Source organism: Acutalibacter sp. 1XD8-33, from assembly GCF_003612555.1.
GTDB lineage: Bacteria > Bacillota > Clostridia > Oscillospirales > Acutalibacteraceae > Acutalibacter.
The window spans coordinates 1-11,384 of the sequence record NZ_RAZF01000003.1 but is presented as its reverse complement, the minus strand read 5'-3'; the positions used below and the strand labels follow the sequence as shown (position 1 = coordinate 11,384).

Genomic DNA, 11,384 nt, shown 5'->3' with positions numbered 1-11,384 from the left:
TTTGAACTGCGTTAACTTATACCAGCCGGGACAGCTGGTAAGCATGACGCTGGTTTCCTTTGACAAAGGGGAGGAGATTTCTACCCACGCCGCCGGAGGCGACGCAATGGCGACCGTGTTAGAGGGCACCGGGCGGTTCACGGTTGGCGGGGAAGTATTTATCCTCACAGCCGGGGATGCGCTCATTATGCCGAAAGACATTCCCCATGCGGTATATGGGGAGGAGCGGTTTAAAATGCAGCTGACGGTGTCCTTCTAAACCAGCGGAGGCATCTATGTCTTTTCATTGGATTGCCCCTTCCCAAATCTCAGCAAGACCGGCGGCAAGGTGTGCCGTTACCGGAAACAGGTGGAAAAAATAAGGAAAAGGGCCTCCCCCAGATTTTTTGGGGAGGTCCTTTTGGCGTTAGCGATACTTTTTGAGAGTAATACTGTGTGGCCTCCGCCGCAAGGGGTGCGGCTTCGGCGCTTAGGGGCTCTGGGTCTCGGCTGGTCTCGTCTGCCGACTCGGTCGGCGACGGGAAATCGCCACTGGCGATTGTCGCCCCCTAAGAACCCCGCCACTTTTGAAAAAGTGGACAAAACTTTTACCCTGGTTAACTGGGTGAAATAAAGCTAGACAAAGTAAAAGTTTTTGATCCACACTTTTTTCAAAAAGTGTGGTCCAGTCCAGGGCAAGAGTTCGTAAGACGAAGTCTAACGAACTCTTGCCGCCGAAGGCCATCACATGCTCCAATAAAGTATTACTTTCTGAACCGGCCGCTGGTGTTGCAGTAGACAGCGGCGAAAATGCTCAGACCGACCACAACTGCCAGGTAGAACCAGGTGAGCCATTCCAGGGCCAGGAGAAAGAGGCCTGCCCCAAAGAGCAGAGTTGCCAGTCCGATGGCTAGCAACACTCTTCCGGTGAATCTGGCCAGGGCCGAGCCGTCCCATCGGGCCTTTTCCTCGGCGCTCATGGTGTTGTACCCGGCGATGAGCCAGGTTCCCTTGCCCAGGAGCAGGGGGATCGAAAGCCCTACAAGCCCAAGACTTATCGCAATAAACACGGCCAGGCCGATCATGGCAGGAGTTTCCATTCCAACAGCCTCCTTTCAAAAAGCCAATTGCGCAATATTTCAAGGGTACAGGTCCCTTTACTTTATAATGCTCTCTCCGGTCATCTCGGCGGGCTGGGGCAGGCCCAGCACCTTCAGCATGGTGGGGGCAATGTCCGCCAGGCGGCCGCCCTCCCGGAGCTCGCAGGGGTGGTTGATCACGCAGAAGGGCACCGGATTGGTAGTGTGGGCGGTGAAGGGCGTGCCGTCGTCGTCCACCATCTTGTCGGCGTTGCCGTGGTCCGCAGTGAGCAGAATACAGCCGCCCATCTCCTTGACCGCGGCCTCCACCCGGCCGATGCAGGTGTCCACGGCCTCCACGGCCTTTACCGCTGCCTCAAACACGCCGGTGTGGCCCACCATGTCGCAATTGGCATAGTTGAGGATCAGGGCGTCGTACTTGCCGGACTTCACGGCCTCCACCATCTTGTCCGTGACCTCGTAGGCGCTCATCTCCGGCTGCAGGTCGTAGGTGGCCACGGCGGGGGACTTCACCAGAATCCGGTCCTCGCCGGGGTACTGCTTCTCCACGCCGCCGTTGAAGAAGAAAGTCACATGGGCGTATTTCTCCGTCTCGGCGATGCGCAGCTGGGTCATGCCCTGGTTGGACAGGTACTCGCCGAAGGTGTTCGTGAGGCTCTCGGGCTTGTAGGCCACGTCCACGTTGGGCATGGTGGCGTCGTACTGGGTCATACACACGTAGTTCAGAGGGAAGAAGCCCTTCCGGCGCTCAAAGCCCCCGAATTCCGGATCCACCAGGGTGCGGGTGATCTCCCGGGCCCGGTCGGGGCGGAAATTGTAGAAGATGATGGAGTCGCCCGCCTGGATGGGCTCCGCGCCCTTACATACGGTAGGAACCACGAACTCGTCGGTGACCTCCTGGTCGTAGGAATTCTGCACCGCGCAGATGGGGCAGTCGGCCTCGACGCCCTCGCCGTAGACCATGGCGGCATAGGCCTTCTCCACCCGCTCCCAGCGGTTGTCCCGGTCCATGGCGTAGTAGCGGCCCATGACCGTGGCGGCCTTGCCCACGCCGATCTCCTCCATCTTCTCCACCAGCTCCTTCACGTAGTCCTTGCCGCTGGAGGGGGGCACGTCCCGGCCGTCCAGAAAGCAGTGGACAAAGACCTTGGTGAGCCCCAGGCTCTTGGCCATTTTCAGCAGGGCATAGAGATGGGTGTTGTGACTATGGACGCCGCCGTCAGACAGAAGGCCCATAAAGTGCAGGGCCTTGTTGTTGTCCCTGGCGGACTCCATGGCGTGGAGCAGGGCGGGGTTCTTCGCCATGTCCCCCTCTTCGGCGGACTTGGTGATGCGGGTGAGCTCCTGGTAGACGATGCGGCCCGCGCCGATGTTGGTGTGGCCCACTTCGGAATTGCCCATCTGGCCGTCAGGCAGGCCCACGTCCAGGCCGGAGGCTCCGATCTTGGTGACGGGGTTCTCCTTGAGGATGCGGTCCAAGTTGGGGGTGCTGGCGGCCACAATGGCATTGCCCTCGTCCGGGGCGATGCCGAAGCCGTCCAGAATCATTAAAACTAAAGGCTTTTTCAAGTATATACCTCCTTGCTTGTGCTGGCTTCCAGGGGAGTCCTGGGATTTGGGGCGTGTTCACATAAGCGTTCGTACACGCCTTTTTGGCAGATTTTCGCCATCTTCTGCGTTAAAAATTCTTGAAGTACGGCAAGTACGTCTGCGAATTTTTGCCTTGAATCTGCCAAAAATCTGCTCAAAAATCCGCATACTCAGCATATGGGAACACGCCCTAGGAAAGCGGGGGCTTTTGGGCGACGATCAAGTACCGGTGGATAGTTCCCTCCACACAGCCGTCCCGCTCCAGAAGCCTCTGGGCCTCTTCCAGCCGGGGCAGGCAGCGCTCCACGGAGAATCCGGGGAACTCCCAAGGGATCACCCGGGCGAACCACACCAGAGCCCCCACGTCGAAGAACCGGATGGGGCGGAAGGCCCCATCTCCCCGAAGAATGACGAAGCCGGCCCGCTGAAAGCGGCGGCGCTGCTCCTCCAGATGATTTTCGGGGAAGGGGGGCGGCTCGCCGGGCAGCAGCAGCTCCACCAGCTCCCGGTCGTTTTTGCTCCCCACCTGCTGGGTGAGGAACACACCGCCGGGCCTCAGAACCCGGAAGAGCTCCTCCGGCACAAAGTCGCCGTGGCGGTTTATGACCACGTCAAACCGGCCGTCCTCAAAGGGCAGGGGCTCCAGGCAGTCTGCCTCGCGGAAATCCACCCCCAGAGGGGAGAGGGTCTCCCGGCAGAGGGCGGCGTTGGGGGGATATCCCTCCGTGGCGCTGGTGAGCCCATAGGGGTGCCCCAGGCTCAGGAGGAATTCCCCGCCGCCGGTGTCCATGTCCAGCAGCCGGTGATCTGGGCGCAGATATTCCTCGATGAGGGCCCGGAAGTCCCAGGGCAGGTCCGTCTCCTCCGTGTAGCGCCCGTCCAGATGGGAAAAATCCCAGCCGTGGATCCGGGCGGCGCGCTCTTCGGCTTTCCAGATTTCTTCAAAAGACTTGTTCATATTATTCTGCTCCTTCATTCAGTATTATATAAGTTTTGTTATATTTTTGAGAGTAATACTGTGTGGCCTCCGTGCTTCGCACTGCGGCAAGGTCGTGGAGCTCTGCTCCACACCTCGCAAGGGGCCTAACGCCCCTTGACCGCGCAACATGTCAGGATTTATCCCACACAGCTAGCCAGGGTAAAGTTTTCGTCCACCTTTTTCAAAAGGTGGTGGGGGTGGAGGGGGCGAAGCCCCTCCCTGCCAGAGGCCATCATCACTCTCAAAAAATACTCAATTTCCGGTGCAGAATTTCCGGCGGAACGGGCGGGGGACTAGGCCCTCCGTGCTTTCAGCCCAGTGCAGGCGCCGGAAAAACTCCGCACCGGGCAGATATCTCGAATATGTGCCAAAAAGGCCACCTCGGCTTTCAGGGGGATTTAGCCCTTGGTCGCGGCCTCCACAATGGCGGCGAAGTCGGCGGGCTTCAGGGAGGCCCCGCCGATGAGGCCGCCGTCCACATCGGGCTGGGCCAGCAGCTCGGCGGCGTTCGCAGCATTCATGGAGCCGCCGTACTGGATGGTGATGCCGTCGCCGGCGGCGCAGTCGTAGATTTCCTTGATGGTCTGGCGGATGGCGGCGCAGACCTCGTTGGCCTGCTCGGCTGTGGCGGTCTTGCCGGTGCCAATGGCCCACACGGGCTCGTAGGCGATGATCACCCGCTTCAGCTCCTCGGCGGACACGCCGCCCAGGGCGATCTTGGTCTGCATGGCGCAGAGCTCATTGGTGATGCCCTGCTCCCGCTGCTCCAGAGTCTCGCCCACGCAGAGGATCACGGTGAGGCCAGCGTCCAGGGCGGCCCGCACCCGGTCATGGACGGTGACGTCCGTCTCGCCGAAGTACTGGCGGCGCTCACTGTGGCCGATGATAACGATCTTCACGCCCATGGCGCTGAGCATCTCGGCGGAAATCTCCCCGGTGAAGGCCCCGGACTTGGCCCAGTGGCAGTTCTCCGCGCCGATCTGGATGTTGGTGCCGGCGGCAGCCTCCTGGGCGGCGCTCAGGTCCACAAAGGGGGTGCAGGCCACCACGTCGCAGCCCGCGTCCTTCACCAGGGGGGCGATGGCGGCAATGAGCTCCTTGGCCTCCTGGGGGGTCTTATTCATCTTCCAGTTGCCGGCGATCACGGCCTTGCGCAGTTCTTTATTCATAGTGCTTTGTCCTCCATTTAAATTGGTTTAGTTAAGGGGCGTGTCCAAAGCGCACGTTTTTTGAAGTAATGGAAAGCCTTCGGGCCAAAGGACGGCCCGCTGGATCAGCCAAAGCCGTCCAGGGTAAAAGTTTTGTCCACTTTTTCAAAAGTGATAGGATGTGCCTCAGCAATGTCCCACAGTCTTGCCAGAGTCGGCGTCTCTGTGCCGACGAAGGCCCCCTACTACTTCAAAAAATGCGTGATTTAGCCACTCCCTAGTCAAGCATGTTGGTCTCTTCCAGGTCCTCGATCAGCTCTTTCAGAAGTTTGTCTTTCTCAGATGGATCCCGCTGGGCGCGGATCCGTTTCAGCTGGGTGATGATCAGCCGAAGAAACGCGCCGAAAACTTTGTCTCCCATAGCAATCCCTTCTTTCAAAAGAAAGGGCGGAGATACCCCCGCCCTCCCAGATAGCCAATTATTTCTCGTTGAGGCAGGCGATGCCGGGCAGCACCTTGCCCTCCAGGAATTCCAAAGAGGCGCCGCCGCCGGTGGAGATATGGGTCATCTTGTCCGCAAAGCCCAGCTTCTCCACAGCCGCCGCGGAATCGCCGCCGCCGATGATGGAGATGGCGCCGCTCTCGGCCACGGCGTTGGCCACGCCGATGGTGCCCTTGGCGAAATTATCCCACTCGGAGACGCCCATGGGGCCGTTCCAGACCACAGTGCCCGCGCCCTTCACGGCGTCGCTGAACAGCTCGATGGTCTTGGGGCCGATGTCCAGACCCATCCAGCCGTCGGGAATGGCGGTGGAATCCACCACCTGGCTCTCGGTGTCCGGGGCGAACTCCTTGCCCACTTTGGTGTCAACGGGCAGCAGGAACTTTACGCCGGCCTTCTCGGCCTTCTCCAGGGTGGCCTTGGCCAGGTCGATCTTATCCTCTTCGCACAGGGAGGTGCCGATGGTGTGCCCCTGGGCCCGGAAGAAGGTGTAAGCCATGCCGCCGCCGATGATCAGGGTGTCCACCTTGGAGAGCAGGTTGTCGATGACGCCGATCTTGTCGGAGACTTTCGCACCGCCCAGAATGGCCACAAAGGGGCGCTTGGGCTCGGTGAGAGCTCCGCCCATGACGGTGATTTCCTTCTGAATCAGGTAGCCGCACACGGCGGGCAGATAGTGGCTGACGCCCTCGGTGGAGGCATGGGCGCGGTGGGCGGTGCCGAAGGCGTCGTTTACATAGATGTCGGCCATGGAGGCCAGCTCCTTGGCGAACTCGGGGTCGTTCTTGGTCTCCTCGGAGTGGAAGCGGATGTTCTCGATGATCATCACGTCGCCGTCATTGAGGGCGGCGGCTTTCGCCTTGGCGTCGGGGCCGATCACGTCCTTGGCCATGACGACCTTCTTGCCCAGCAGCTTGCCCAGTTCGGCGGCCACAGGGGCCAGGGAGAATTTCTCCACGTCGCCCTTGGCGGCCTCCAGGAATTTAGCGGTGGCCTCGGCCTGCTCGGCCTCGGGCAGGGCCTCCACCTTTTTCTTCTCCTTCTTGTCCAGCTTTACGGTATCGTTGAAGATATTGTGGGGACGGCCCATGTGGGAGCAGAGAATGACCTTCGCGCCGTGGTCGCTGAGGTACTTCACAGTAGGCAGCGCGCCGACGATCCGCTTGGTGTCGGTGATGGCGCCGTCCTTCATGGGGACGTTAAAGTCGCAGCGGACCAGAACCCGCTTTCCGGAAACGTCAATGTCTTCAACGGTCTTTTTGTTGAGATAATTCATTTTGGGAGCACTCCTTCATCATAGAAATCCAGTGGCAAAAACACGCGCACTACTACCAAATATTGTATAACAAACTGCGGCTCTTTTCAAGCAAAACTTTGCGGAAAAGAGCCGCTTTCTTAAAATTTTTACCAGGAAAAGATCTCCTGGGGATCCTGGAAGAGCCGGTCCAGCCGGGAGACAAAGGGCACAAGGTCGCTGAAGTCCAGCACCCTGTGATCGAAAACCAGGCACATAGGCAGAATTTTTCGTATGCCCAGAACCTTTTCGCCCGCGTCATTCACATATACGCCGGGGCGTTCCTGTATAGCGGAAATGCCCGCGGCAAAGACCTGGGGCGGAAGGATTTCCAGCAGGGCGAACTGCCCGGGGCTTTTGCAGATGGAGCCGATATTGGAGACAGTGACTGTGCCGCCCTCAATATCCGCGGGGGAGAGGCCCTCTCCTGGGTCGAAGGGAAACTCCGGCCTGGCTGTGGCCATAAAGAGCTTGGTAAAATCGGTTTTCTCCACCTTTTCCCGAATGGCTTCCACCTGCCCGGCAATTCCTGCTAAGTCCTGTCTTCCGCCGTCCCGGATGGTCAGGGTCATCATGCCGCCCTGGGGCAGTAGCCAGGGTACGCCCAGGTTGATCTGAGAATTTTCCGCGATTTCACCGTTGTGCTGCTCTGGATCATAGGTAAAGCGGGAATTGAGAATGGGGGCCTCCTTCAGCGCCAAGGCCACGGCTTTCAGAAGGACGGTGTTTATGCTCAGCCGGATCCCCCTATGGGAAAAGTCCTCCTTCAGTTTCTGAAATTCCGTGAGAAAATCCGTGGCGTCTGGCTCATATTGGTAGGCCACATGGGGCACCTCCTGCCAGGCGGCGTAAGTTTTGTAGGCCACCAGCCGTCTTTGCAGACTTAAAGGATGGGTGTTCAAATTTTCTGCCATAATGATTCCTCCAAAAAAGATTCCATACAATGGCTTTCCCGTAGCAGCGCGGCGAGCGCCACCCTCAAAACCGATAAGCCTATGATAACAAGTTTCCCCATCTGGCGGAAGAAGAAATATGCGGACAGGCTGTTTCCTACGGCTGAAAACAGCTTGTCAGTCCACCTGGATTCCCAGGCTATAAAGAAGATTCGCGGCTTCCGGTAGGGAAAATTTCGCCCCCTTTACCGTGCAGCTGGGCACGTCCACCTTGTATCCTACCGCCTCTCGGAAATTCGCGCCGGTCAGGTCGCAGCGGAAGAACTCCGTCTCGTGGAGGCCGCAGTTCTGGAAATTGCTTTCCATCAGATTGCACTCCGCGAACATGCAGCCTTGAAGGGCGGTCCCGGAAAAGGAGAAGCGCCGCAGGTCTATCCCAGTGAAAAAATTGTATTTTAGACGGCAGGCCTCCATCCGCTCCAGGGGGTCCCCAAAGCCTCCCGTGGGCAACAGAAGGCCCCAGTTGACCCCGGTAAGGGAGCAGTTTTCCAGGGTGAGGAATTTTACTTGGCTGTATTCGCATTTGGGGTCCGTGATCCGGCAGTTCAGAAACCGGCATTCCGTGAGCACGCAGCGGAGGAATGCGCAGCTCTCGAACACGCAGTCCTGAAAGGCGCAGTCCACCAGGGTGAGGCCCTGGAAGCGCTCTTCTATAAAGCTCAAGCCCCGGAACTTCTCGCCCTCGAAATAGCTTGCAGGCATGGCGCGGCCTCCTTACAAAAACTCAGAATGGGGATGGGCGGCTTTCGCTGCGGCCCAGTCGTAGCTTCGCAGCTCGCCCCGGCATTCCAGCTCTGGATAATCCCACTGGCGGAGCACCTCGAACACGCCAATGGCCACAGAGTTGGAGAGGTTCAGGCTTCTGGCCCCGTCCAGCATGGGGATGCGCACGCAGCGGTCCGGATTTTCGAAGAGCAGGCGCTCCGGCAGCCCGGCGGATTCCTTTCCGAAGAATAGATAGGCGTTGTCCGGATAGGAAAGATCTGAGTGTCGGCACTGGGCTTTGGTGGAGAAAAAGAAAAAATTCCCAGTGTTTTTTTCGAAAAACTCGGACAGGCTATCATATTGATGGAGCGACAAAAAACGCCAGTAATCCAGGCCCGCATGGCGCAGGCGGCTGTCTGTGGGGGTAAAGCCCATGGGGCCCACCAGGTGCAGAGAAGCGCCGGTCACCGCGCAGGTGCGGGCGATGTTGCCGGTGTTCTGGGGAATTTCCGGCTCCACCAGAACAATGTGCAGGCTTGCCATAACGAGGCTCCTTTCTGCCGGGCGTTCTTGTAAATTTAAACCTTTTGCATTCTTTGATTATAAACAGGGGAAGAGGCGGGAAAAATGAGTTTGACAACCGTGTTGAGGCTGTTGCATTTTCTAATTATTTTAAGGAGGATTGACGGGATGTACAAACAGAGCATGAACGTTGCCAAGGGCGTGGGACTGGGGCTGCTCACCGGCGGGCTGGTGGCCGCCATCGGGACCAAGGCCATGTCCGGTTCCCACAAGAAGGCCGCCCATATGAAGAAGAACGCCAGCCGGGCCATCCACACCGTGGGGAATATCATCGGCGATATGGAAAAAATGCTCAAGTGAGCGGGAGACTGGGTTAAACAAAAGGCGGCGGGAGAGCCGGGCATTTTCCTTTTTGGAGAATGCCCGGCTTTTTGCCAGGGCGTGTTCGTGGGAGTGTTTGCAGGCCTCCGGCGGGGAGGGGGCTTTGCCCCCTCCACCCCCACCACCTTTTGAAAAAGGTGGACGAAAACTTTACCCTGGTTAGTTGGAAGCGCCCTAACGAACCACATTGCGCGGTCAAGGGGCGTTAGGCCCCTTGTGGGGTTTGGGGCAAAGCCCCAAGGTCTTGCCGTAGGGCGCGGCAGACTTGGCTTTGCCAAGTCTTGTGCGCCCGAAGACCTTCTATTGCTTCAAAAAAACCTACGGATTCTGCAACTTCTGGTAGAGCACGCCGTTATAGTAGTTCCCGTCCCGGAATTCCCCGTCGAACACCACGCCGCCGGTCTGGTCAAACTCCGTGCCGTGGCCGTGGCGCTTGCCGTCCTTCCAGCCGCCGTAATAGAGCAGCCGCCCGTCCCGGTCAAAGGCGGAGCCCAGGCCTGTGGCTTCGCCCCCGGACCACTGTCCCACAAAGACCGTGCCGTCTTTGCCGTTGATCACCACCCCGGCCCCCTCTTTTTTGCCGTTTTCCATGCGGCCGCTGTAGCGCAGGTTCCCCTCGCTGTCAAAGAGGGTGACCAGTCCCTGGGGTTGGCCCTCTTGCCAGTTGGCCACATGCAGGGCGTGATCGCTGTCCCGGAAGGAGACCCCCAGGCCGTCCCGGCGGTCCTCCTTCCAGGAGCCCGCGTAGCACAGATTGCCATCTTTATAGTAATAGGAGCCGAAGCCGTGGCGCTTGCCGTCCAGATACTCTCCCTCATAAGAGGTGGCCCCGCCGGGCTGCTGGGCCCGACCCCGGCCGGAGGCCTTTCCCCCTCGGATACCCCCTGTGTAGCCGGGGAGCTCCAGTTCTCCGGAGGCTTTCGCGGCGGCCTCGGCGAGAATGGCCTCTAAGCCCTCTCCCGGCTGGGATTCCGGGCCGGGCTCAGGGGCGGATTCCGCCTCCATAGGCAAAGAATCGGGTTCTTTGGATGTTTTCTGTGGGGGCTGGGCGCTCCCCTTGGCCTCCTGGGCCGGCGGGAGAGCGTCCCCCTTTTCCGGCTGAATCTCCGTGGCCGGGGTGGAGGCTTCCTCCTCCTTGCCGGGCTCTTCCAGGCCGGAATCCTGGAGCAGCGCCCGGACGGCCTCCCCTGCCTCAGAAAGGGCGGCCTGCATCTGGGGGGGCAGCACGTCCTCCTCTCCCGGGGAGAAATCCTCCACAGGCTCGGAGAGCCCGTCGGAATCCCCGGCCTCTATCAGCGGGGTGGACTCCTCCTGGGCAGGGGGCTGGATCTTCGCGTACTCCTCCAGGCTGGGGAAGGTGATGGCAGGCTCTCCGCCGTCCACCAGTTCCCCCTCCTTCACCTCCCAGGCGGGCATTAGGACCATTGTTCCGGTGCTGACCTCCTCCATGGCCTCCAGACGGGCCTGGGACTCCTTCTGGGAACAGAATCCCAGCTCGCCCGAAGAGGTGAGCAGCAGCAGCTGCGGCGTTCCCAGGCGGGCGTCCACAAGGCTTTGCTCCGCGCTGCCAAAGCGATAGGGGGTGGGGTAGAGCGAAAGGGCGCGGTAGGCCTTTTTTTCAGGATCCCAGTCCCAGCGCTGAATAGCGCCCTCCTGGCTGTCGGGGCGAAAAATCACCCGGGCGGTGGAGGCGTCCCAGGGCTCATAATATTCGCTTCTCTGCCAGACGTGGCCTCTGTCAAAATAGATCCGGCTGACAATCGCGCCCCGGAAATCCCGGACAACCACCACCCAGCCGTCCCGCTGGCTGAAAGCCTCTTCCAGCACGGGACGGCCGAATCCTTTTACCCGCTTTTTCCAGTATATGCCTCCGACAGAGAGCTTTCCCCGCACCTGGCCGTCGAAGCCGCAAAGAGCGCGCTCCTTATAGACCCGGACGGGCTTGCGGCCCTTTTGGAAATACTCCCGACGGGCTACGGCCAGGTCGCCGTGGAGGGAATCCATGCTGTCCCGCAGAGGGAAGCATACCCAGTATATCTCATATTGCTTGTCCATATTCTTGCTCCTTGAACAGGAAATTTACCCTTACATGATATCCATAAATAGTACAAACCCAAAGGGAGTTTTCTCCGGATTTTGCGAAGCAAAACAAGCGCTTCACGCGATGGGAGAAAACTCATGAGACACAACGAAGCCGGGCTTTCTCCTTGCGCACCCTTGGCGTTGTGTCC

12 protein-coding genes are annotated in these 11,384 nt (G+C 59.4%); 2 read left to right on the top strand and 10 right to left on the bottom strand.

The features are described from left to right. The first annotated feature begins 1 nt into the window (after position 1). The gene (locus D7X94_RS03245) at positions 2-259 is read left to right on the top strand and encodes a cupin domain-containing protein (RefSeq protein WP_243111132.1); all 258 of its coding nucleotides are present in this window, start codon (positions 2-4) and stop codon (positions 257-259) included. Positions 260-743: 484 nt separating this feature from the next. Here the strand turns inward: D7X94_RS03245 and D7X94_RS03240 are convergent, their stop codons facing one another. From D7X94_RS03240 to D7X94_RS03205, 9 genes are all read right to left on the bottom strand, one after another. Continuing rightward, complete coding sequence (locus D7X94_RS03240) at positions 744-1,079, bottom strand: DUF3784 domain-containing protein (RefSeq protein ID WP_120426269.1); 336 nt, start codon at positions 1,077-1,079, stop codon at positions 744-746. A gap of 57 nt (positions 1,080-1,136) precedes the next feature. Further along, positions 1,137-2,648: a 2,3-bisphosphoglycerate-independent phosphoglycerate mutase gene (gene gpmI / locus D7X94_RS03235; RefSeq protein WP_120426268.1), complete on the bottom strand. Its 1,512-nt coding sequence runs from the start codon at positions 2,646-2,648 to the stop codon at positions 1,137-1,139. Positions 2,649-2,859: 211 nt separating this feature from the next. Further along, positions 2,860-3,627, bottom strand: a complete 768-nt coding sequence (locus D7X94_RS03230; RefSeq protein ID WP_199714997.1) for a class I SAM-dependent methyltransferase — start codon at positions 3,625-3,627, stop codon at positions 2,860-2,862. 419 nt (positions 3,628-4,046) lie between these two features. After that, on the bottom strand, positions 4,047-4,817 hold the full coding sequence (tpiA, locus tag D7X94_RS03225; RefSeq protein WP_120426266.1) for a triose-phosphate isomerase: 771 nt from the start codon (positions 4,815-4,817) through the stop codon (positions 4,047-4,049). A 256-nt stretch (positions 4,818-5,073) separates the two neighbouring features. After that, the gene (locus D7X94_RS18315) at positions 5,074-5,217 is read right to left on the bottom strand and encodes a hypothetical protein (protein ID WP_158590876.1); all 144 of its coding nucleotides are present in this window, start codon (positions 5,215-5,217) and stop codon (positions 5,074-5,076) included. Positions 5,218-5,275: 58 nt separating this feature from the next. Next, complete coding sequence (locus D7X94_RS03220; RefSeq protein ID WP_120426265.1) at positions 5,276-6,574, bottom strand: phosphoglycerate kinase; 1,299 nt, start codon at positions 6,572-6,574, stop codon at positions 5,276-5,278. A gap of 128 nt (positions 6,575-6,702) precedes the next feature. After that, positions 6,703-7,506 (bottom strand): 2-oxo acid dehydrogenase subunit E2, encoded by an 804-nt coding sequence (locus D7X94_RS03215; RefSeq protein WP_120426264.1) that lies wholly within the window; start codon positions 7,504-7,506, stop codon positions 6,703-6,705. A 156-nt stretch (positions 7,507-7,662) separates the two neighbouring features. Next, entirely contained in the window at positions 7,663-8,247 is a 585-nt protein-coding gene (locus tag D7X94_RS03210; protein WP_120426263.1) for a pentapeptide repeat-containing protein, read from the bottom strand. A 12-nt stretch (positions 8,248-8,259) separates the two neighbouring features. Continuing rightward, the gene (locus tag D7X94_RS03205; RefSeq protein WP_120426262.1) at positions 8,260-8,793 is read right to left on the bottom strand and encodes a tRNA (cytidine(34)-2'-O)-methyltransferase; all 534 of its coding nucleotides are present in this window, start codon (positions 8,791-8,793) and stop codon (positions 8,260-8,262) included. A gap of 147 nt (positions 8,794-8,940) precedes the next feature. Here D7X94_RS03205 and D7X94_RS03200 point away from each other — a divergent pair, with 147 nt between their 5' ends. Continuing rightward, complete coding sequence (locus D7X94_RS03200) at positions 8,941-9,132, top strand: hypothetical protein (RefSeq protein ID WP_120426261.1); 192 nt, start codon at positions 8,941-8,943, stop codon at positions 9,130-9,132. Between the two features lie 339 nt (positions 9,133-9,471). Here D7X94_RS03200 and D7X94_RS03195 read toward each other — a convergent pair whose 3' ends face one another. Continuing rightward, entirely contained in the window at positions 9,472-11,208 is a 1,737-nt protein-coding gene (locus tag D7X94_RS03195; protein ID WP_120426260.1) for a hypothetical protein, read from the bottom strand. Positions 11,209-11,384: the final 176 nt, after the last annotated feature.

Excerpts from the sequence above, each read along its gene's own strand:
- D7X94_RS03240 (WP_120426269.1), bottom strand. The coding sequence starts at position 1,079 with ATGGAAACTCCTGCCATGATCGGCCTGGCCGTGTTTATTGCGATAAGT.
- D7X94_RS03230 (WP_199714997.1), bottom strand. The coding sequence starts at position 3,627 with ATGAACAAGTCTTTTGAAGAAATCTGGAAAGCCGAAGAGCGCGCCGCC.
- tpiA (WP_120426266.1), bottom strand. The coding sequence starts at position 4,817 with ATGAATAAAGAACTGCGCAAGGCCGTGATCGCCGGCAACTGGAAGATG.
- D7X94_RS18315 (WP_158590876.1), bottom strand. The coding sequence starts at position 5,217 with ATGGGAGACAAAGTTTTCGGCGCGTTTCTTCGGCTGATCATCACCCAG.
- D7X94_RS03220 (WP_120426265.1), bottom strand. The coding sequence starts at position 6,574 with ATGAATTATCTCAACAAAAAGACCGTTGAAGACATTGACGTTTCCGGA.
- D7X94_RS03215 (WP_120426264.1), bottom strand. The coding sequence starts at position 7,506 with ATGGCAGAAAATTTGAACACCCATCCTTTAAGTCTGCAAAGACGGCTG.
- D7X94_RS03210 (WP_120426263.1), bottom strand. The coding sequence starts at position 8,247 with ATGCCTGCAAGCTATTTCGAGGGCGAGAAGTTCCGGGGCTTGAGCTTT.
- D7X94_RS03205 (WP_120426262.1), bottom strand. The coding sequence starts at position 8,793 with ATGGCAAGCCTGCACATTGTTCTGGTGGAGCCGGAAATTCCCCAGAAC.
- D7X94_RS03200 (WP_120426261.1), top strand. The coding sequence starts at position 8,941 with ATGTACAAACAGAGCATGAACGTTGCCAAGGGCGTGGGACTGGGGCTG.
- D7X94_RS03195 (WP_120426260.1), bottom strand. The coding sequence starts at position 11,208 with ATGGACAAGCAATATGAGATATACTGGGTATGCTTCCCTCTGCGGGAC.